Source organism: Bacillus fungorum, assembly GCF_002746455.1.
GTDB lineage: Bacteria > Bacillota > Bacilli > Bacillales > Bacillaceae_G > Bacillus_A > Bacillus_A fungorum.
Map to the genome: position 1 here is coordinate 1 of NZ_NWUW01000031.1, position 21,495 is coordinate 21,495.

At 33.8% G+C, this 21,495-nt stretch carries 23 protein-coding genes and 2 pseudogenes; 20 read left to right on the forward strand and 5 right to left on the reverse strand.

The genetic code is table 11. The features are described from left to right. The 5 genes from CO726_RS26080 to CO726_RS26100 form a co-directional block, all read left to right on the forward strand. On the forward strand, positions 1-91 hold a 91-nt coding region (locus CO726_RS26080; protein ID WP_130953558.1), incomplete at its 5' end, for an IS3 family transposase. Between the two features lie 306 nt (positions 92-397). Next, on the forward strand, positions 398-985 hold the full coding sequence (locus tag CO726_RS26085; protein ID WP_016088072.1) for a YpjP family protein: 588 nt from the start codon (positions 398-400) through the stop codon (positions 983-985). A 106-nt stretch (positions 986-1,091) separates the two neighbouring features. After that, positions 1,092-1,727, forward strand: a complete 636-nt coding sequence (locus CO726_RS26090; protein WP_136699857.1) for an HAD family hydrolase — start codon at positions 1,092-1,094, stop codon at positions 1,725-1,727. 1 nt (position 1,728) lies between these two features. Next, positions 1,729-2,115, forward strand: a complete 387-nt coding sequence (locus tag CO726_RS26095; RefSeq protein WP_099686183.1) for a VOC family protein — start codon at positions 1,729-1,731, stop codon at positions 2,113-2,115. 11 nt (positions 2,116-2,126) lie between these two features. Continuing rightward, positions 2,127-3,059 carry an aminoglycoside phosphotransferase family protein gene (locus CO726_RS26100; protein WP_099686184.1) on the forward strand — a complete coding sequence of 311 codons (933 nt, stop codon included), beginning with the start codon at positions 2,127-2,129 and terminating at the stop codon, positions 3,057-3,059. A gap of 35 nt (positions 3,060-3,094) precedes the next feature. On the opposite strand, the gene CO726_RS26105 is transcribed toward CO726_RS26100, so the two are convergent. Then, entirely contained in the window at positions 3,095-4,378 is a 1,284-nt protein-coding gene (locus CO726_RS26105; RefSeq protein WP_099686185.1) for a S41 family peptidase, read from the reverse strand. A gap of 126 nt (positions 4,379-4,504) precedes the next feature. Then, positions 4,505-5,962, reverse strand: a complete 1,458-nt coding sequence (locus tag CO726_RS26110) for a serine hydrolase (protein WP_099686186.1) — start codon at positions 5,960-5,962, stop codon at positions 4,505-4,507. Between the two features lie 198 nt (positions 5,963-6,160). On the opposite strand from CO726_RS26110, the gene CO726_RS26115 reads away from it, so the two are divergent. From CO726_RS26115 to CO726_RS26135, 5 genes are all read left to right on the forward strand, one after another. Beyond that, positions 6,161-7,117 carry a thymidylate synthase gene (locus tag CO726_RS26115; protein ID WP_099686187.1) on the forward strand — a complete coding sequence of 319 codons (957 nt, stop codon included), beginning with the start codon at positions 6,161-6,163 and terminating at the stop codon, positions 7,115-7,117. Positions 7,118-7,136: 19 nt separating this feature from the next. After that, on the forward strand, positions 7,137-7,625 hold the full coding sequence (locus CO726_RS26120; protein ID WP_099686188.1) for a dihydrofolate reductase: 489 nt from the start codon (positions 7,137-7,139) through the stop codon (positions 7,623-7,625). 155 nt (positions 7,626-7,780) lie between these two features. Further along, positions 7,781-9,766 (forward strand): penicillin-binding protein 3, encoded by a 1,986-nt coding sequence (gene pbpC, locus CO726_RS26125; protein WP_099686189.1) that lies wholly within the window; start codon positions 7,781-7,783, stop codon positions 9,764-9,766. 243 nt (positions 9,767-10,009) lie between these two features. Continuing rightward, positions 10,010-10,645 (forward strand): FMN-dependent NADH-azoreductase, encoded by a 636-nt coding sequence (locus tag CO726_RS26130; protein WP_001991934.1) that lies wholly within the window; start codon positions 10,010-10,012, stop codon positions 10,643-10,645. Between the two features lie 111 nt (positions 10,646-10,756). Then, complete coding sequence (locus tag CO726_RS26135; RefSeq protein ID WP_099686190.1) at positions 10,757-11,476, forward strand: lysophospholipid acyltransferase family protein; 720 nt, start codon at positions 10,757-10,759, stop codon at positions 11,474-11,476. Positions 11,477-11,515: 39 nt separating this feature from the next. Here the strand turns inward: CO726_RS26135 and trhA are convergent, their stop codons facing one another. Then, the gene (gene trhA / locus CO726_RS26140) at positions 11,516-12,172 is read right to left on the reverse strand and encodes a PAQR family membrane homeostasis protein TrhA (RefSeq protein ID WP_061679535.1); all 657 of its coding nucleotides are present in this window, start codon (positions 12,170-12,172) and stop codon (positions 11,516-11,518) included. A 213-nt stretch (positions 12,173-12,385) separates the two neighbouring features. Between trhA and CO726_RS26145 the strand changes: the two genes are divergently transcribed. The 4 genes from CO726_RS26145 to CO726_RS26165 all read left to right on the forward strand — a co-directional run bounded on the left by CO726_RS26145 (position 12,386) and on the right by CO726_RS26165 (position 14,944). After that, positions 12,386-12,571 (forward strand): twin-arginine translocase TatA/TatE family subunit, encoded by a 186-nt coding sequence (locus tag CO726_RS26145; protein WP_000492443.1) that lies wholly within the window; start codon positions 12,386-12,388, stop codon positions 12,569-12,571. 42 nt (positions 12,572-12,613) lie between these two features. Further along, on the forward strand, positions 12,614-13,354 hold the full coding sequence (gene tatC, locus CO726_RS26150) for a twin-arginine translocase subunit TatC (RefSeq protein ID WP_099686212.1): 741 nt from the start codon (positions 12,614-12,616) through the stop codon (positions 13,352-13,354). Positions 13,355-13,697: 343 nt separating this feature from the next. Continuing rightward, positions 13,698-13,949 (forward strand): DUF2535 family protein, encoded by a 252-nt coding sequence (locus tag CO726_RS26160; protein WP_000629012.1) that lies wholly within the window; start codon positions 13,698-13,700, stop codon positions 13,947-13,949. Positions 13,950-14,101: 152 nt separating this feature from the next. Then, positions 14,102-14,944, forward strand: coding sequence for a DegV family protein (locus tag CO726_RS26165; protein ID WP_099686213.1), 843 nt, complete (start codon positions 14,102-14,104; stop codon positions 14,942-14,944). Positions 14,945-15,265: 321 nt separating this feature from the next. Here CO726_RS26165 and CO726_RS26175 read toward each other — a convergent pair whose 3' ends face one another. Further along, a complete protein-coding gene (locus CO726_RS26175; protein WP_099686191.1) occupies positions 15,266-16,240 on the reverse strand; it encodes an MBL fold metallo-hydrolase in 975 nt (324 codons plus the stop codon). Between the two features lie 335 nt (positions 16,241-16,575). Between CO726_RS26175 and CO726_RS26180 the strand changes: the two genes are divergently transcribed. Continuing rightward, positions 16,576-17,163, forward strand: coding sequence for an SCO family protein (locus CO726_RS26180; protein WP_098761145.1), 588 nt, complete (start codon positions 16,576-16,578; stop codon positions 17,161-17,163). A 43-nt stretch (positions 17,164-17,206) separates the two neighbouring features. Here CO726_RS26180 and CO726_RS26185 read toward each other — a convergent pair whose 3' ends face one another. Then, positions 17,207-17,671, reverse strand: a complete 465-nt coding sequence (locus CO726_RS26185) for an Hsp20/alpha crystallin family protein (RefSeq protein WP_001288083.1) — start codon at positions 17,669-17,671, stop codon at positions 17,207-17,209. A 217-nt stretch (positions 17,672-17,888) separates the two neighbouring features. Here CO726_RS26185 and asnB point away from each other — a divergent pair, with 217 nt between their 5' ends. The 5 genes and pseudogenes from asnB to CO726_RS26205 form a co-directional block, all read left to right on the forward strand. Next, positions 17,889-19,790, forward strand: coding sequence for an asparagine synthase (glutamine-hydrolyzing) (gene asnB / locus CO726_RS26190; RefSeq protein ID WP_048528838.1), 1,902 nt, complete (start codon positions 17,889-17,891; stop codon positions 19,788-19,790). A 93-nt stretch (positions 19,791-19,883) separates the two neighbouring features. Further along, a complete protein-coding gene (locus CO726_RS26195) occupies positions 19,884-20,243 on the forward strand; it encodes a GNAT family N-acetyltransferase (protein WP_099686192.1) in 360 nt (119 codons plus the stop codon). A gap of 48 nt (positions 20,244-20,291) precedes the next feature. Further along, positions 20,292-20,621 carry a hypothetical protein gene (locus CO726_RS26200; protein WP_099686193.1) on the forward strand — a complete coding sequence of 110 codons (330 nt, stop codon included), beginning with the start codon at positions 20,292-20,294 and terminating at the stop codon, positions 20,619-20,621. Between the two features lie 10 nt (positions 20,622-20,631). Next, a pseudogene (locus CO726_RS33240) lies at positions 20,632-20,773 on the forward strand (phosphatase PAP2 family protein); the annotation flags it as partial. Beyond that, a pseudogene (locus CO726_RS26205) lies at positions 20,751-21,458 on the forward strand (ABC transporter substrate-binding protein); the annotation flags it as partial. The pseudogenes CO726_RS33240 and CO726_RS26205, both read left to right, overlap by 23 nt. Positions 21,459-21,495: the final 37 nt, after the last annotated feature.

Genomic DNA, 21,495 nt, shown 5'->3' on the forward strand with positions numbered 1-21,495 from the left:
ATATATAGATTATTATAATACGAAACGGATTAAGGCAAAATTAAAAATGAGCCCGGTACAATACCGGACTCACTTTTATCAAGCTGCCTAATGAAATAACCGTGTCTAACTTTTAGGGGTCACTTCAAAATCGCTCTTTTTCTAATCCGTAACACATTGATAAATAAAATATACTAAAACGAGTATGCTTGCGGCGGAATACATGACATCTAAAGTCATCTGATCTCCTCCTCATTATTGTTGTATTTTTATTGTATGAAATCTTACAATTTCATATTCAAGTGAAAAATATGTGAACGTTAACAAAATTGTAAAGTGCAAAAATTACAATCATTTTGTATAATAGAGGAAACAACCGTTATATAAAATATAATGAGTGAAAGGGGAGGAAACATACATGCCAAATTGGTTTAGAAAAACCTTAGTCGCATTAATTACCGTATTTACATTTGGTTTAGTGACGCCTCCTTCCATATTGCTTGATAATGCCAAAGCTGCGGACAAGCCTACGAGCACAGCTGGGCAACAAAATTTGGAGAGTACGTCCTATACATATGAAGAAACGAATGACAGGTTAACCACCGATACTTTTATTACTTACGCAATGCAAGAAGCAGAGAAGCAGTCGATGCAAAAGTTTGGCACTAAAATTGGTCCAGTAATTGAAGATGAGTTTAAAGATGTAATATTACCGAAAATTGAAGAGGCAATTGCTGAACTGGCAAATGATGTACCAGAGGAGTCGTTACAATCATTAGCGATTTCTCAAAGACCGGCCGGTGGAAATAATGAAAAGATTTTTCACGTTTATGATACGAAATCAGGAAATGATTTACTTCGATTTCATGTAAGACGAGATCATCCACCGCAAGATGGTTATTATTTTAATTTCCATTATCATCGTTTTGATGATGGATACAATGGGCATCATGAATTGGGAAATATTTATTGGAATACGAATGTACCACCAAAATGGCTTTCTTAAAAAGAACAAGAGAAAATCTTGTTCTTTTTTATGTTTATAGAAGGGTAAGGTAACCTTGTTGTTGAATAAGATAGGTTTAGAAAAAAGAAGCAAAGGGAGTATGGGAATGCAAAAATATATTGTTTTTGACTTTGATGGCACATTAGTAGATTCACAAAATATATTTGTACCAATTTATAATCAACTTGCTGAAAAGCACGGATATAAAACGGTAAGGGAAGAAGAAATTGAGTATTTACGTAAATTAACGATGCCAGAAAGATGTAAACAACTTGATGTACCGCTGTATAAACTACCGATATTAGCGCTGGAGTTTTATAAATTGTATCAGCCTGCTATAAAAGATCTCATTTTGTTCCATGGGATGAAGGATGTATTAGATGAGCTACATAAAAAAGGATATGGAATTGCAGTCATATCATCGAACTCAGAAGAGCATATTCGGGCATTTTTACACAATAATGATATAGAAAATATACAAGAAGTGTATTGTTCTAAAAATTTGTTCGGTAAAGATAAAATGATAAAAAGGTTTTTAAAATCGAAAAAAATAACAGAGAAAGATATGTTATATGTCGGTGATGAACAGCGAGACGTAGCAGCGTGTAAAAAGGCAGGGGTGAACGTAATTTGGGTATCTTGGGGATATGATGTCATTGAAACAGTGAAAAAAGATGCACCTGATTTTATGGTTCATACGCCGATGGAAATTGTGCAAGTAGTACAAGGGGCGTATTCTTAATATGAAGACACTTCGAGCAGGTATTCATCATATTGAATTTTGGGTAGCAAATTTAGAGGCATCCATTTTTTTTTACGATATGTTGTTTTCCATAATTGGATGGAGAAAGTTAAATGAAGTATCATATAGTACAGGAGAAAGCGAAATATATTTTAAAGAAGTAGACGAGGAAATCGTAAGGACGTTAGGGCCTAGACATATTTGTTACCAAGCTATTAAAAGAGAAGTGGTGGATGAGGTAGCGGAGTTTCTTTCTAGTGCGAAAGTGAAAGTAATACGTGGTCCGATTGAAATGAATCATTATTCAGATGAGTACTATACGATTGATTTTTATGATCCGAATGGGTTTATTATAGAAGTAGCGTATACACCAAATGTAGAAATGTAAGGGGAATATACATGGAGACAATTACAGCAGGGCAAAACAATATACAAATAGTAAAAGATGCAGTGGATATTGAAGAAATTTCCAAAGGGTTCTCACCTGATAAGAAATATGTAATTACGAATGCGAATAATGAAAAATATTTATTGCGGACAGGCGATATAAAAGAGTATGAAAGAAAGAAAATAGAGTTTCAAATTTTAAATGAAATGCAAAAACGTAGTGTGCAAGCACAAAAACCAATTGAAATGGGTTTGTTCGTAGAAGAAGGTTTATGCTATGGCATTTTTTCATATTTAGAAGGGGAAGATGCGAAGAAGCTATTGCCTACGTATTCACCAAAAGAACAACATGAAATTGGTATAGAGGCAGGAAAAGATTTAGCAAAAATGCATACATATGAAGCTCCTAATGATATACTTCCATGGTATGAAAGAGCCATGAAAAAACATCAAAAATATTTAGAGGCATACAAAACATGCGGAATAAAAATAAAAAATGATGATAAAATCATTAAGTTTATAGATGAAAATGAAATATATTTACAAAACCGCCCAAATCGATTTCAACACGATGATTTTCATTTAGAAAATATAATTGTACGGGATGGAAAATATGTAGGGGTGGTTGATTTTAATGGCTACGATTGGGGCGATCCACTTCATGATTTCGTAAAAATTGCGCTATTTGCAAGGGACATTAGTATTCCGTATTCAATCGGACAAATAGAAGGATACTTTAATGGGAGAATACCAGAGGAGTTTTGGAAATTATATGCAGTATACGTTGGAATGACAGTTTTCTCTTCAGTTGTTTGGTCTTTACGAGCAGCACCGCATATGTTAGATGATACGTTAGAGCGTCTTACTATAGTTTTAGAGGATCATAAAGATTTTGAGCTATTAAGGCCAATTTGGTTTCAACCAGAAAAGATTAATATGAAATAGAAAAGGTAGGTGTGGTTCACATCTACCTTTATTTTTTACCACTCTTCGTTTTGAAGTAGTTGTAATGCTAACTTTAAATCTACATCTTCTTGTATATGTTCCGGAGTCCACGGGATGTGTATATGTGGTTGTATACCAATTCCAGACATTCCTTCGCCTTTATCTATAATAGAAAGCCGTGAAGTAGGATAGTAAAGAGCGAATGTATCTGCCCATTCCATTACCGCTAAATTAGAATAATCATTTACGCCAGCAGTAGGACGACCTATTACTTTTACTTTCAATGATTTTTTTGCAACTTCTACAAAAGAATCACCAGAACTCCCGCATGTAATATCTGTTAATATAACTACTCTATTAGGTGATTTTCGTCCGTGTATTGTTAATGCTTGAAGTTCTTTTGGTAATCCAGAAGTATCAAATGTAACAAATCCTTTTTTATAATTCTTTTTTAAATTTTGAATAAATATATCAGTGAATAATTTGGAAAGTTCGTCTAAAGAATCATAATCTTCCATTTCGATGTCTTTCATACGTAAATGAAAGTTTCGTTCTGTATGATTTAATTGCATTGTATCTGAAGAATCTAAAAGAGAGATCTCTTTGTCTTCAAATAAGTAAGGAAGTAATTTGAAAAATGCATCATCACTTCCACCACGATTCAAACGCACATCAATAATTAAATTAGGAAAAGAATTTAGCTCATTTTTGTGTGAGTCTAATAATTTATTAATAGCTTCAGTATTTGCGAAATCTGTCAAAGTAATTAAGAGTGTATCTTTATTATGCTGTTTAAATGAATAAATAGGCGTGTATTCATTTTGTTTATACTTTTGTAAAGTAATTGTTTGAGTCAATCCATCTTCATCTATAAGTGTACAATTTGACGATTTTAATAAAACATAATCCCATTTTTCACGTTCATATGTATGCTCATTTAAATACTTCTTATATTTTATTAATAGCTCAGGAACTTTCATATTATCTAATGCTAGAATAGACTGTCCCTTTTTCACTCTTATTTCCTGTGAAGTGGATGTAATATATAGGTGGTCTTCATATCTTTTTACTTGAAAGCCAACACTGTTAAGGGGTTGATTGTTAGAGATCATTTTGAAAAACATATGATTATCTTTAAAGTCTAATAAGTAATCACGTACAATTTCGGTAAATTGTACTGGTGTTAGTTCTCCTTGTTTCTCTAGTTTCTCGATTGTCTGTAAATAAGTAGTAGGATCGTCCCATCCTTTTTTATCTATACAACCTGAATAATCGTGATGAGTAATCGAAACAATTTCTTTAAAAATTTCTATGTACACAGCTTTTCCTCCTGATAATTTAATTAGTTGAATAATAGAATTCTGTGCCTGTTACGTATTATCCTTTTTTTGATGGGGGATTTAAAAGGAAATAGAGGGAAGTGTTATCATCCCTCTATTTAAAATTTATTTAATTTTCTTAAATGCAAGCGGCTGAGTACTTAGCATGGCTGGTACATGTAACTGAAGGGATGGGAATTCACCGTTCACATTCATTTCATATGCAAATAATAGATTCATTTTCATTTGGAATAAGTCAACTTTTGCAGAAAAGATGTCGTAATGATGGTGCCCTAATTGAATGTCTATTTCCATGAATTGTACAAATAATGAATCATCTCGCTTGTATACTTGTAATGTTCCGTATGCCGGATGTTCGAAAGTACTAGTATAATCCTCTAATTTATGAGAAGGTGTAGTTCCTTTTATTTGTTCTGGAATGGATTCAGTTGCTTCTTTCAGCATTTCCTTTATTTTTTCAGTATCTTCTACAGCACGTTTATGCCAATCGATATTTTCTAATTCAAGTAGCTCGTCATAAATTTGATTAGCAAGATATATAGGCAATAATGTCCCTCCAGCATTCGTTAATATAACAAGACCTAAATTTTCATTTGGCATAAATGAAACAAACGCAGAAAATCCATCAATATTACCGCCATGATGAATCATTTTGTAACCACGATAAGCGCTAATAAACCAACCAAGCCCATAACTATTTAATGGAGATTCAGGAAGTGATAAAGCCGGTTGATCTGGAATTGAATTGTGCGGTGTATACATTTGTTGTAATAATTCAGAGGAGATTAATTCATGATCTCCAAACTTTCCTTCGTTTAAGTGAAGAAGTACCCAATTTGCCATATCTTCAATTGTAGAATTAATACATCCAGCAGCGCCGACTGTATCGATGTTACGGAATGGAACTTCTTTTATTTCACCTTCATTTTCAATGTAAGGTAAAGCATAATCATCTGTAGTTTGTGAATCTGTAACAGAGAAGTTTGTATGTCTCATATTTAAAGGTTCTAAAATATGTTCTGTCGCGTATTGTTCCCACGTTTGATTTGTAATATTTTCAACAATGTGGCTAATTGTTGCATACATTAAGTTGTTATAAAGAAATGCTGTGCGGAACGGTGCATCAAGTGATAAATGTTTTATTTTTTCTACTATATCTTTTCGAGTTAAAGAAGAGCTGTACCAAAGAGCATCATGACGACTTACCCCAGTACGATGAGAAGCTAAATCTCGTCCTGTAGTTTGTGAGCTAGCAAGTAGTTCAGATAAAGAGAAGTTAGGTATATATGATTGGACAGGAGTATCCCAATTAAACTTTTTTTGCTGCGCTAATAAGCTTAATGAAAGTGTACCGAAGGCTTTCGTTGAAGAACCGATTGCGAACCGAGTTCTCGGTGTAACAGCCTCTTTTGTCTCTAAATTACGATAGCCGAAACCTTCTGAAATAATAATTTCACCGTCTTTTACAACAGCTACAGCAACACCAGGAACGTTTAAATCCTTCATCATTTTTTTTACTGTCGTTTGTAAAGAAGTCATAACAGGCGTTTCAATTTTAGACATACTTCTAACCTCCAACTATAAATTTTTCCCTACCGTACTATACTTTCGGTAATAGAAAATGAAAACCTTTTTAAATATGGAAAGTTAATAATTTTGTAAGAATTACTGAAATAAATTTTATTAATCAAGATTATTAAATTTGCTGTTTTTCATGTTATGATAAATTCCATATACGATTGAAAGAAGGTTTTTCTACATATGAAACATGCTGAAAATGAATACTTAAATTTATGCCGCCATGTAATGGAGCATGGTACGAAGAAAGAAGACCGTACAGGGACAGGCACTGTATCTGTATTTGGATATCAAATGCGTTTTGATCTAAGTAAAGGTTTTCCTTTATTAACGACAAAGAGAGTACCGTTTCGCCTTGTAGCAAGTGAATTGCTTTGGTTTATGAAAGGTGATACAAATATTCGCTATTTATTGCAGCATAATAATAATATTTGGAATGAATGGGCATTTAAGAGCTGGGTAGAAAGTGATGAGTATACTGGTCCTGATATGACTGATTTCGGTCTTCGCTCACAACAAGATGAGGAATTTAAAGTGCAATACGATGAACAAATGGAATTATTTAAAAAAAACGTTTTAGAAGATGATGATTTCTCAAAAAAATTTGGGTATTTAGGAGACGTTTATGGTAAGCAGTGGCGTGCTTGGAAAACGACAGCTGGTGAGACACTTGATCAATTAAAAGATGTAATTGAAATGATTAAAAAAACGCCAGACTCACGTCGTCTAATTGTTTCTGCTTGGAATCCTGAAGATGTACCAAGTATGGCATTACCGCCTTGTCATACGTTATTCCAATTTTATGTAGCGGATGGCAAACTTTCTTGTCAGTTATATCAAAGAAGTGGGGATATATTCCTTGGAATTCCATTTAATATTGCAAGTTACTCACTTTTAACACATTTAATTGCACATGAATGTGGTCTTGAAGTGGGAGAATTTGTTCATACAATTGGAGATGCACACATTTATACGAATCACTTTGAACAAGTAGAAAAGCAATTGGCACGTGAACCACGTCCATTCCCGAAACTTACACTCAATCCAGATGTGAAATCTGTGTTTGATTTTGAAATGGAAGATTTAACAATTGAAGGATATGATCCACATCCAGCAATTAAAGCACCAGTTGCAGTGTAATTGTAGAGGAGATGAAAAGATGATAGTTTCATTTATGGTCGCAATGGACGAGAATAGAGTAATTGGTAAAGAGAATAATTTACCTTGGCGTTTACCGAGTGAATTACAGTATGTAAAGAAAACAACGATGGGTCATCCGCTTATTATGGGGAGAAAGAACTATGAAGCGATTGGAAGACCATTGCCTGGAAGACGTAATATTATTGTAACTCGCAATGAAGGGTATCAGGTTGAAGGCTGTGAAGTAGCACATTCTGTAGAAGAAGTGTTTGAGCTATGCAAAAATGAAGAAGAGATCTTTATTTTTGGCGGAGCGCAAATTTATGATCTCTTTTTACCTTACGTAGACAAGTTATATATAACAAAAATCCATCATGCATTTGAAGGAGATACATTCTTCCCAGAAATGGATATGACAAATTGGAAAGAAGTTTTTGTAGAAAAAGGTGTAACGGATGAAAAAAATCCGTATACGTATTACTACCATGTATATGAGAAACAACAATAATCAAAAAGATTGATGTGAAAATTCACATCAATCTTTTAATTTGTATTCATAGATATAAGTTTATAGATGATATTCGATAGTGTTATAATGAAAGATAGCATGTAAAAATGCTAAAATTTTCAAGAGTATTAAGATAGAAAGAGGAGGAGAATCGATTGAGAAAGATATGGGGGATTCTTTTTCTTTGCTTAACGTTCATGTTAGTTGGATGTGGTAAAGAAGAAAAGCCACAAGAGGCATTTGATACATATGCAAAAGCATGGAATAAACAAAAATTTGTAGATATGTATGATCAATTATCAGAAAAGGCAAAAAAAGATATTTCAAAGAAAGAGTTTACTGAGAAATATGAGAAAATTTATTCTGGTATTGAAGTGAAAAACTTAAAAGTAGAAGCAGGAGAAGTAAAAGAAGATAAAAAAGATGAAGGCCCTGTTCCTTTTAAAGTAAGCATGGATACAGTTGGTGGTAAAATCACTTTTGGACATGAAGCGAAAATGGTGAAAGAAAAAGATGGAGATAAAGAATCTTGGAAAGTAGATTGGACTCCTGATTTTATATTCCCAGGCATGACGAAAGATAGTAAAGTGCGTATGCAGACGACAGAGCCAAAACGTGGTGAAATATACGATCGTAATGGAAAAGGTCTTGCAACGAATGGGAAAGCTTCTGAAATTGGATTGATTCCTGAAAAGTTAGGCGATACTGCTCCCCAAACGAAAGAAACAGTAGCGAAGTTATTAAATATGTCTGTAGAAGAAATTGATCAAAAATTAGCTGCTAAATGGGTAAAACCAGGATATCTTGTACCAATTGGAATTTTACCTGAAGGGGCAACGCAAAATACGTACATTGAATTAGCAGGTGTTTCAACAAAGCCTGTAAATGTTCGTACATATCCATTAGGAGAAGCGGCAGCTCATCTGACTGGTTATATTGGAAAAGTAAATGCTGAAGATTTAAAAACGCTACAAAAGAAAGGCTATCAAGCAGATGATCCAGTAGGTAAAGCTGGTTTAGAGCAAGTACTGGAAGAAAAGCTGCGCGGTAAAAAAGGTGGCCGTGTCTTTGTAGAAGATGCACAAGGAAAAGAAATTAAAAATTTAGCAAAAACAGATGCTGTTGATGGAGAAAATGTAACTTTAACGATTGATAGTGCTGTTCAAGAAAAAACGTATAATGAAATGAAGGGCGAAGCTGGTTCAAGTGCAGCAATTAATCCGAAAAGTGGAGAAACAATTGCACTAGTAAGTAGCCCAGCATATGATCCAAATGTAATTGCAAGAGGGACATCAAAAGCACAACGAGAAGCATGGAATAATGATCCGAAAAAACCGATGACGAATCGATTTACACAATTATCAGTTCCAGGCTCTGTATTTAAGCCTATTACAGGTGCAATCGGTCTTGAAACGAAAACGATTGATCCAAAAGAAGAGTTGAAAATTGAAGGATTGAAATGGACAAAAGATTCTTCTTGGGGTAATTATTATGTAACGCGTGTAAAAGATGCAAATCCGATCGATTTTGATAAAGCGATGAAATACTCGGATAATATTTATTTCGCGCAAGAAGCTTTGAAAATCGGAAAAGATAAATTTATGAGTGAAGCGAAAAAATTCGGATTCGATGAGAAACTACCAATTGAATATGGATTCCCAGCTTCTAAAATCGCAAATGATGGTATTAAAAATGATATTCAAATGGCAGACACAGGTTATGGACAAGGGCAAGTATTAATGACGCCACTTCATCTAGCATTAACGTACGCACCAATTGTTAATGACGGAAACATACCTTCTCCATATATTATTAAAACACATAAGCAACTAAAAGTTTGGAAAGAGAATGTAATTTCAAAAGGCAATCAGGATATATTAAAAACTGCTATGACGAAAGTAATTAATGATCCAGATGGTACAGGGAAAATTGCTAAAATTGATGGCATGACTCTTGCTGGAAAAACAGGCACAGCGGAATTAAAAGTATCAAAAGAGGCCGAAGGAAAAGAACTAGGTTGGTTCGCTGCATTTGATTTAAATTCACCAGATATGGTCATTACAATGATGATTGAAGATGTAAAAGGTAGAGGCGGAAGTAATATTCCAGCTGAAAAAGTAAAACATGTATTTCAAAAATAATATGTAATCAAAGGCTAGCTCTATAATTTGTAGAGTTAGCCTTTTTATATGAAAGAATTCTTAATATCCGTTATACTAAATTTTAAGGAAACAAAATAAATCATTAACTTACAAAAAAAAAGTAGCTATTTTTTATTGACATCGAACACGACTTTTTGTATTATACTTACATAAGGTAAGTTGTTTACTTTCGAATTATAAATCTCAAATTAAAGATAAAGTGTAGAAAAGGGAGAGAATACAATGACAAAAGTACTATTTATTACAGCAAATCCAAATTCAGCAGAAGGTTCTTTCGGAATGGCAGTAGGGGAAGCTTTCATCGAAGCTTATAAAAACGAGCATCCACAAGACGAAGTTGTAACAATTGATTTATTCAACACTACAGTACCAGCAATCGATGCAGATGTATTCGCTGCTTGGGGTAAATTTGCAGCAGGTGAAGGCTTTGAAACTTTAACTGAAGCTCAACAACAAAAAGTTGCAGCAATGAACACAAACTTAGAAACATTTATGCATGCAGATCGTTATGTATTCGTAACTCCAATGTGGAACTTTAGCTACCCACCAGTAGTAAAAGCATACTTAGATAACGTAGCAATCGCAGGTAAAACATTCAAATATACTGAAAATGGTCCAGTCGGCTTATTAGAAGGTAAAAAAGCACTGCACATTCAAGCAACAGGTGGCGTATATTCTGAAGGAGCATACGCAGCTGTAGACTTCGGACGCAATCACTTAAAAACTGTATTAGGATTTGTCGGTGTAAATGATACTGAATATATTGCAGTTGAAGGTATGAATGCAAACCCTGAAAAAGCACAAGAAATTAAAGAAGCAGCAATTGCTAATGCTCGCGAATTAGCAAAACGTTTCTAATATATTATACTTAAAAATGTCCAAACACTTGCTGTTTGGACATTTTTTCTTCTTTTTCCTTCGTTTGTCTAGTATAATGAAGGGCGGAATGATAATAAGTGGGGGTTCTGTATGATTCAAACGTTTTTTAAAATCTTTTATTTAATTTTAATCGTAATAGCGATTACACCGAGAATGTGGCGTCTTAAAAGACAAGTAAATACGATGTCGCCACAAGAAAAAGATAATGCTGTGTATAAAACGACAAATTGGTTTGGTAAGAAAATGGTACGTGTAGCTGGTTCCACAGTAGAGGTAAAGGGACTTGAAAATGTTCCGAAAGACAAGCCGGTACTAGTTGTAAGTAATCATCAAAGTAATATGGATATCCCTGTTTTACTAGGTTATTTAAATAAACCAATTGGATTCGTTTCAAAGGCAGAGATTAAAAAGTTCCCGGTTGTACCAACTTGGATGGAACTTATGAATTGTGTATTTATGGATCGTAGCGATCGTCGTCAATCTCTTCAAGCAATTAAAGATGGAATCGAGCTATTAAAGAATGGACATTCTATCGTAATTTTCCCGGAAGGGACAAGAAGTAAGGGTGGCGGAATTGGAGAGTTTAAGGCTGGGAGTTTTCATCTTGCAGTAAAATCTGGTGTAGCAATCTTACCTGTAACATTAGATGGGACATATAAAATGTTTGAAGCGAATGGAAATCGTATGAAACCAGCTCATGCAACAGTAACAATTTCTAAGCCGATTACACCTGAAGAATATGCCAATATGGATATTAAAGAATTAACAAAGCATACACAGGATGTTATCGCATCACAATTACATAAGTAATAAAAAAGGTTTCAGCTTATATAAGCTGAACCTTTTTTATTACGCTGTTGGTAAGACATAAAAGAGTACGCAGAAAAACATCATCGCGCTACCACCTAAAACGAAAAGATGCCAAATGGCATGATTGAAAGGTAACTTTTCCCAAAGGAAGAATATAGCCCCTACAGAATATAAAATGCCGCCCGCTAACAGTAGTGAAAAACCATGTCCAGTTAGATTTTCATAAAGTGGTTTAATGGCAACGATTATAAGCCATCCCATAATGATATAACATAACGTTGATGCCTTAATAAAGCGACGTACAAAGAAGATTTTGAAGACGATCCCCCCGATTGCTAGTGTCCATATAATCGCGAGTAACGTCCAGCCTAATGGTCCACGAAGCGTAATAAGTAAAAAAGGAGTATATGTGCCAGCGATTAATAAATAAATAGCTGAGTGATCTAGTATAGTAAATAATTTTTCTACTTTTGGATGATGAATGCTATGTAGCAATGTTGAAAACAAGTACAGTAAGAACATGCTTACACCATAAACCGTAAATGCAACTACAGCAGATGCGGTACCATGCTTAGAGGCGTGAATAATTAATATAATTAAGGCAGGGATGCTTAAAATAGCACCGATACCATGTGTAATTGCATTTGCAATTTCTTCTTTAACAAATTGAGTCATTCGTGTCATTTTTTCAGTCATAATGCAAATCCTTTCTACTATCATAAAATAATATGTCATTACCCTTACCATATCATACACAAGGGCAATAGAAAATGGAATTTGTATAATTGATTATATTTTTGAATTTTTTTGACAAAAGGCAATGGATTTGTTGACGTTTTCAAACTTTTTTGACAAAATAAAATTATGTAATAGTAGGACAAGGAATCTACTAATAAAGGGGATGGAGAAATGTTTTCAAATATTGGCTTTCCAGGGTTAATTTTAATTTTAGTAGCTGTACTCATTTTATTTGGGCCTAAAAAATTGCCGGAGATCGGAAAGGCTTTAGGGGAAACGTTAAAAGAATTCAAAAAATCAACGAAAGAATTGACGGATGATGCATTTCAAGAGAAGGAAAAGAAGGAAAAAATGTAATGGGTTTTCCTTGTAATGGATAAATTAAGTGTGGTGAACGAGATGGAAGATCAAGAAATGAGCGTAGTAGAACATATTGTTGAGCTTCGTAAAAGAGTAATATATACAGTCTTATCATTTGTACTATTTTTAATTATTGGATTTACTTTTACGAAGGATATATATTTTTGGCTCGTAAAAGATTTGCCGATGAAGTTAACAGTTCTGGGACCGAGTGATGTATTGTGGATTTTTTTCTCGATTGCTACAGTATTTGCTATCGTTTGTACAATTCCTTTTGCTGCTATACAAATTTGGTTATTTGTAAAACCGGGTTTACATCCAAATGAACAAAAGATGACAGTGATGTATATACCGGTATTGTCCATATTATTTATTGCTGGTTTATGTTTTGGATATTTCGTTGTAATGCCGTTTTTATTTCATTTTTTAACTACGATAGGTAACGAAATGTTTAATACGATGTTTACGACAGAAAAATATTTTCATTTTGTTCTTAATTTAACAGTTCCATTTGCTGTAATTTTTGAATTACCTGTAGTTGTAATGTTTTTAACAAGTATTGGATTGTTGACGGCGGAATTTCTCATAAAAATAAGAAGGTATGCATACGTAGCATTGATTATCATTGCATCGTGTATATCACCGCCCGATTTTTTATCACATAGTTTAGTAGCTGTACCACTTATTTGTATTTATGAAATTAGTATCGCTCTATCAAAGGTTGTTAGTAAGCGCAAAAAGAAAAGAGAAGAAATACAGTCGAAAAGTGCCTCGTTATAAAGGCACTTTTTTTATTTATTTGTTATACTCTAGCTATAAATGTATACAATATATAGAAGAAAAAAATTATAGAATCTCCAAAATTTAGACAAACTTTGCGCTTTTATAAGTTTATACTGAATGTATTAAGTAATTTACGGATAACGAGAGTCCTGTCTTAATGGATATTTAGGATGGGGGATGGATTAGGTGGAGATGAATAGAGTATAAATCTTCTAACTATAAGGATTAAAGGGATTGTCTAAGGGTACTTTTGTATTCATAGGAGTCTCCACTTTAAACAACGTGTTACAGCGTAAAGTAGAGGAAGTTCAAAAATCCAATGAAAAAGAGGATTGATATTGTGATTACGAAAAGTTTTTATTTCACTCATTCAACAGGGGATTGTATTAAAATATTTGAAATCCCTGTCCTACAGGCGCAGCATCCATTATCGTTTCTAATTCAGTCTCGTCTTCAATTATTTATTGCAAAAATTCAAAAACAAAAACACCCAAGATTTTCGTATTCTTTCCGTGAATATTTACAAAATTGTTTGAAGTGGAATGATTATTTAAATGTATATAAAACAAATACTCTTGAAAAAAATGCATGATATAGAGTGTGGACAGGGTTAAGAGCTCTGTCTTTTTCATTTTAGATATGAAAATATAATTAATTTGATTAAATTTCGTTCCAAATTGTTGAAAGCAATGGGAATACTAGTATAATAACAAGGAGAGCGTATTGGAAAGGGAAGAATATAATATGCAAAAAATTAAAATTGTAACAGATTCAACGGCAGATTTATCACAAGAGGTAATTGAGAAGTATGACATTCATGTTCTACCATTATCAATCTCTGTAAATGGACAAACATATTTAGATCGCGTTGATCTACAACCAGATGAATTTATTGAAGAAATGATTAAATCAGAGGGACTACCAAAAACATCACAACCAGCAATGGGTACATTTGTAGAAATGTATGACAAGTTAGGTGAAGATGGAAGTGAAGTACTTTCCATTCATATGACAAGTGGAATGAGTGGTACTGTGGCAACGGCAAATAGTGCTGCATCAATGACCGACACAAAAGTAACAGTTGTTGATTCGCAATTTATTACACATGCTTTAGCATATCAAGTAGTTGAAGCTGCGAAAATGGCAAATGAAGGACGCTCACTAGAAGAAATTTTAAAACGTGTAGATGAAGTGAGAAAGAATACTCGTTTATATGTAGTGGTAGATACATTAGAAAACCTAGTGAAGGGTGGCCGTATCGGTAAAGGAAAAGCGTTTATCGGTTCGCTACTTAATATAAAACCAATTGCTAGCCTTGAAGATGGTGTTTATAACCCTGTAACGAAAGTGCGTAGCCAAGGTCAAATTGTAAAAACGTTAGCTAAGTTATTTGAGGAAGATACAGCTGGGAAAGTTGTAAAAGCTGTGGCAATTCCACATGCGAAAGCAATTCCTTTAGCTGAAAATGTAAAAGCGGCTGTTGAAAAAGTAAGTGGTTTTGCTCAATCAGAAATTTTCTTTACAACGCCTATTATTAGTACTCATACAGGTCCGGGTGCAATCGGATTTATGTATTTAGCAGAGTAATAAAAAAGCTACTTGAAATGACTTTCAAGTAGCCTTTTTTATCCCGCATTAACGGACAGTAAGACTCCCTACATAAAGAAAAGAAGTTAGGTGGGAGTCGGGCTGTCCGTAAATGCCCGATTGGTTCAACTAATAATCAGTGGGGGATGAACACCCCCCACTGATTAAAGTTTCACTTTATGTGAAGAGAAAGTAAGAAATAAGAAGGGCTATACAGGCACTCCCGCTAATGATATAGCGAGTCTGTAAATATTCATTCATAGAAAACACCCTTTATGATTTTCTATATTATATGTTGAATATAGAAAATCAGTCGCTACGTTATACATGAAAAGTTTCAATTTTTTCAGTTACTTGCTTATCATTTGTTGCGTTATTATAAGTGAAAGTTTGACCTAAAAAGAGTACATGCAGTTGTTCCCACGGTAACATACGTAAATTCCAATTATTTCGAAGTCTTGTTATTGCCTCGCGAGGTGTTTCATCGGCGAGTGCAAAAGATCCGTAATGCATTGGTATAAAGTGTGTAGCATTCAAATCTAAATAAGCTTGCACTGCCTCTTCAGGTGAAACGTGAGATACTTTCATAAACCATTCTGGTTCATAAGCGCCAATTGGCATAAGAGCAATATCAATTGAAAAGCGTTTGCCAATTTCTTTGAAACCTTGGAAATAGCCACTGTCTCCACAAAAATAAATGCTTTCCTCCATATTGTCATTCTTAATAATCCATCCACCCCAGTGAGATGTATTCATATCAAATAATGATCTTCTCGTCCAGTGCTGGGCAGGTGCGAAGTGAAAGGAAACATCATTAATTGTTGTATTTTCCCACCAATTATACTCTTCTACGTGAGTAAATTTTTTGCGAGTAAATAATTTTTTTAGCCCAATAGGTACAAGGTATAGAACATCATCATTTAGCTGGCGAAGCGTTGGAAAATCTAAATGATCATAATGACCGTGTGAAATGAGGATGATGTCAATTTTAGGTAATTCTTGTATAGAAAGACCTGGTTCAGTAAGTCTTGGAACTAATTTTAATTTAGTAGCCCATACTGGATCTGTTAATATATTTAGCCCATTCGTTTGGATAAGGAATGTGGAATGACCAATCCAAGTTACAGTCGTCTTTTCAAAGTTGTTTTGTAGAAATTTACTTTGTTTAACAGGTGATTGTTCTACTAAAAAACAAAAATCTTTTTTATTTTGTTTTCGTTCTTTACGCCAACGTAAAAAGGAACGAATTGATTTTTTTGTGCTCACATTATCCATGTTTTCATAACGTTTTGTCATGAACATCACCTCATTTAAAATCGTTGTAATTGTATTGTACCGAAATGTTGTTAAGGAATACAGTGTATAACATGGATGAATGTTTAAGGAATTGTTAAAAAATAGGGGTATGTATTTACAAAAGTAACAATAAAATTAGTTTTGCAACTTCGGTTTAGAGAAATAATAGTGAAAAAATATATTTTGTCTAGTAATTCGCTTGAAATAAAGAAGTAACATACGTAAATTCGTACGATTTCGTGAACAAATGTAGTAAACAATTTTCTCGTAGTGTTAACTTTTGTTATGATAAACATAACCTATTTAAATTTAGGATAGAGAAAAGAGGTTTATAAATGAAGCGTTATCAAAAAGTAATTGGTCTTATGGTTGTATTTTGTCTCTTTGTACTTGCTGGATGTAGTGGATCAGGTTCAAAGCTTCGTAAACCATTAAATTGGGATTTAGAAACTTTCCAATTTACAAATCAAGATGGAAAGCCATTTGGTACAAAAGATTTAAAAGGGAAAGTTTGGGTTGCAGATTTTATGTTCACAAACTGCCAAACAGTTTGTCCGCCAATGACTGCTAATATGGCAAAACTGCAAAAGATGGCAAAAGAAGAGAAATTAGACGTTCAGTTTGTTTCGTTTAGTGTAGATCCAGACCTTGATAAGCCGGAGAATTTGAAGGCGTTCATTCAAAAGTTTACAGAGGATACTAGTAATTGGAATTTATTAACGGGTTATTCGTTAGAAGATATTACAAAGTTTGCAAAAGATAATTTCCAATCACTTGTAGATAAACCTGAGAATGGTCAAGTTATGCATGGTACATCATTTTATTTAATTGATCAAAACGGAAAAGTAATGAAAAAGTATAATGGTATTAGTAATACGCCGTATGAGGACATTATACGTGATATGAAGCGATTAGCAGAATAAAAAGAAGGGTGCAGATTAATTAAAGCACCCTTCTTTTTTTACATTAGTCTATGGATAAAATGTCATGTTGCTGTGGAAGTTTTGGTGCCCGAATTTCTAACACGCCATTTTGATACGAAGCTTTCGCTGCTTTTTTATTAATTGAGTACGGTAATTTAATCAATCTGGATGCTTCTGAAATGGAACGTTCTCGGCGATAATAGTTATGAGATGTTTCTTCTTCAGCCTCTTCAAGTATTTCTTCTTTTACAGAGACTTTTAAGTATTCACTTTGTATTTCAATTTGAATTTGTTCTTTTTGTATACCTGGTAGTTCAGCTGTAACAACGAGTTCTTCACCAACTTCATATAAATCTACAGGGAATGTTAATAAACGGTTTCCTTTTTGGAAAAAATGATTTAAATCAGCGATTACATTACGAAGTGGTGTTTGCTCGAAGAAATCATCAATTTGCTTTAAATAATTACGAACCGGTGGGCGAGAAGAGTCTTTTTTTTCTTCACTCATGATATTCCCTCCTAAAAATCAATTTGCAATATCATATGACAAAAGCGGAGAAAGGTGAGTGCCTAGTTTTCATGTTCTCATAAAAAATTGTTAAAAATGTGAAATGGAGTGATTTTTTTATAGTTTTTGGTCGCCATATTCAGTTGATTATGCTAGTATAAATAGGGTTGATATAGTAGTATAGAGACAGAATGAAAACTGAAAGAGGGTAAGAAGTATGTGTGGTTTTGTAGGATGTTTATGTGAAAACCCTAGAGAGTTTTCAGAAACAGAAAAACATCAATTTGAAAATATGAACACGATGATTTTCCACCGTGGTCCAGATGACGAAGGATATTTTCGTGATGAACATGTACAATTTGGCTTCCGCCGTTTAAGTATCATTGACTTAGAGGCAGGACATCAGCCGCTAACTTATGAAAATGATCGATATGTAATTATTTTTAATGGTGAAATTTACAACTATGTAGAATTACGTGAAATGTTACTTGAAAAAGGTGCAACGTTTGCAACGCAATCTGATACAGAAGTTATCATTGCATTGTATGCACATATGAAAGAAAAATGTGTAGACTACCTTCGTGGTATGTTTGCATTTATGATTTGGGATCGTGAAGAGAAGAAACTTTTCGGTGCACGTGATCACTTCGGTATTAAACCTTTATACATCGCACAACAAGGTGATACTACATTCTTCGCATCTGAGAAGAAAAGTATTATGCATGTGATGGAAGATAAAGGTGTTAATCCAACGTCACTACAACATTACTTTACGTATCAATATGGTCCAGAGCCAGAAACGTTAACAATTGATGTTAATAAAATCGAGCCTGGTCATTATTTCGTAAAAGAAATCGGTAAAGAGATGGAAATCCATCGCTACTGGAAACCTTATTTCAATGCTTCAAGTGCAACGAAAGAGGAGCATATCCAGGCAATTCGTGATGTGTTATATGATTCAGTAAAAGTGCATATGCGTAGTGATGTACCAGTAGGTTCATTCTTATCTGGTGGTATCGATTCATCTATTATCGCTTCTATCGCAAGAGAAATGAATCCAAATCTTTTAACATTCTCTGTTGGTTTTGAGCAACGTGGTTTCAGTGAAGTTGATGTTGCCAAAGAAACTGCTGAGAAATTAGGTGTTAAAAACCATAACGTATTCATTTCTGCGAAAGAGTTTATGGATGAGTTCCCAAAAATCATTTGGCACATGGATGATCCTTTAGCAGATCCAGCAGCGGTACCATTGTATTTCGTTGCAAAAGAAGCGCGTAAGCATGTAACAGTTGTTCTTTCAGGTGAAGGTGCAGACGAGCTATTTGGTGGTTATAACATTTATCGTGAGCCAAACTCACTAAAAATGTTCTCTTACATTCCTAGCCCAGGTAAGAGCGTTCTAAAAGCATTAAGTGGTGCCCTTAAAGAAGGCTTTAAAGGAAAGAGCTTCCTAGAGCGTGGATGTACGCCAATTGAAGAGCGTTACTATGGAAACGCGAAAATCTTCCGTGAAGAAGAGAAAGCTGAATTAATGAAGTATTACAATGAAAGTGTTAACTATATGGATATCACGAAACCATTGTATAACGAAATTAAAGATTATGATGATGTAAGCAAAATGCAGTACATTGACATGTTCACATGGTTACGCGGTGACATTTTATTAAAAGCTGATAAAATGACAATGGCAAACTCATTAGAACTTCGTGTACCGTTCTTAGATAAAGAAGTATTCGATGTTGCATCTAAAATTCCAACTGAATTTAAGATTGCTAACGGAACTACGAAAGCTATTTTACGTGAAGCGGCACGCGGAATTGTTCCGGATCACGTATTAGATCGTAAAAAACTTGGATTCCCAGTACCAATTCGTCACTGGTTAAAAGACGAAATGCATGACTGGGCTATTAATATTATAAATGAGAGTAAAACAGACCATTTAATCGACAAACAGTATGTATTAAACTTACTGGAAGCACATTGTGCAGATAAAGGCGATTATAGCCGTAAAATTTGGACTGTACTTGCGTTTATGGTATGGCACCAAATTTATGTTGAGCATAAATACGATACGAATAAGTTCCACGAAGAAACGAAACGTGCGTATAGCTTAGTTTAATGAGAAAAACCTTAAGATCGTATATGGTCTTAAGGTTTTTTTCATAAATAGGACGTATTATTGATACAATAATAGTAAAAGGATGGACAACATATGATTACGTTTGAAAAAGTAACTGTAGAAAATGAAAGTGTTGTTAAAGAAATGTTTCGCTCACATAGTTTAAGTGAAAAAGAAGTACAGTATTGTGTGAAAGTTGATGATACATATATTGGTGTAATAGATTATCGTGTTCAAGGGGAGACTGCATTTTTATCTCAGTTAATCATTCATTTTGATTATCAAAGTTACGGTTATGGTACAAATACCTATTTTACATTTGAAACGATGATGAAAGAAAGAAAGGTGCAAGAGATAAAGGTATTACAAACGGAATTAACAGAACAAGCAAGATCTTTCATAGAGAGCTTTGGTTTTAATGAAGAAGATGGAATATATGTGAAGAAAATATAACGATGAGTAGTTATGCGAGATAAATATAAGGCAGGTGGATGTATGACGATGACTTCTGGTCTTGTATTAATTGGTGGGTGTTTTTTAGTAGCGGAGCTAAGCCATATGTTTATTCGAAAAAGAATGAATAAGAAGAGAAAGCCGTATGAATTACAATATGCCCCAGTGTTTTTCCTTTTGTTTTGTATGCTACTTACATTACAAAACATAACGAACTTTCCACCGCTGTTAAATATTTTTTTGAAGTTCGGTTTGCTGTATAGTACCACTGGAATAGCCCTTTTATTTCTTTTATTTTGCATACGTTATATTCACTATCAATCGTATATATTTATTTTAAATTGGTTAAAGCAAAATGATAGAAATCGCCTTACATAAGGCGTTTTTTTATTTACGTGTACATTGTGCTCAGTGATACAATAGGTGCCATTTTAATTAGTGTCATAGTTGTTTATTTATATACGAAAGTAACAGTGGAATTAAGTGATAGGAAATTTATATTGTTACAACGAATGGTATCCTCATTTAGCGAAAGAGTTAAAAAATACAAAAGTAGTAGGAACTGAGCGTGACATTAATTTAGAAGCAATAATGAAGCTTCAGCCGGATTTAATTATCGGAAATAAAATGCGTCACGAAAAAATATATGAGCAGTTAAAAGAAATCGCGCCAACAGTATATGCTGAAACATTGCGCGGTGATTGGAAAGATAACTTTACGCTTTATACTGAAGCTGTAAATAAAGAAAAAGAAGGGCAAAATGCTCTTAATGATTATAAAAAGCGTATTGCAGCAATAAAAGAACAATTAGGTGATAAAGCTAACTCTAAAGTTTCAATTATTCGCTTCGTCCCTGGTGATGTTCGTATTTATCAAAAAAATTCATTCTCAGGCGTTGTATTAAATGATATTGGATTTAAACGACCGCCATTACAAGATAAAGATGAATTTGCGATAAAAGGAATTCCAAAAGAGCAAATTCCAAATATGGACGGGGACTATTTATTCTATTTCACATCTGATAAAGATGCGGATAAGAATAATGAAGGAAACACGTTAGCGAAAGAATGGACAGAAGATCTGCTCTTTAAGCAGTTACAGGCTTCTAAAGATAATAAAGTATTCCAAGTAGATGAAGTGATTTGGAATACAGCAGGTGGTATTGTAGCTGCAAACCTTATGTTAGATGATATTGAAAACTATTTTCTGAAGTAAATAAAGAAGTGTATCACTTTAAATGGGTGATGCACTT